The organism is Parvimonas sp. D9, from assembly GCF_035282565.1.
GTDB lineage: Bacteria > Bacillota > Clostridia > Tissierellales > Peptoniphilaceae > Parvimonas > Parvimonas micra.
This window is the reverse complement of the sequence record NZ_JAYKBM010000247.1, coordinates 1-242: the sequence shown is the minus strand read 5'-3', so window position 1 is coordinate 242 and position 242 is coordinate 1. Positions and strand designations below refer to the sequence as shown.

Genomic DNA, 242 nt, shown 5'->3' with positions numbered 1-242 from the left:
AACCTTACGGACACTTGGTGTTGCACCAGATGACCATGCCGGCATCAACAGGGCACTGTCTGTCAGCCAAGCCTGAGCTGCAGCATATTTTTCGTAACGTTTGTTAATATCCTCGTTTTCTGAAGCAGCGTCTTCCAAGAGTTTATCATACTCTTCAAAGCCAGCCTCTTTAGCTGCTGCATTATCTGTTCCAGGGTCAAAACCAAAGTAGCTGTCAACATTCTCACCAGTCTTAGAGCCAG

At 46.7% G+C, this 242-nt stretch carries 1 pseudogene; it reads right to left on the bottom strand.

Going from position 1 to position 242, the window contains the following annotated elements:
* A pseudogene (locus VJI94_RS08750) lies at positions 1 to 242 on the bottom strand (peptide ABC transporter ATP-binding protein); the annotation flags it as partial.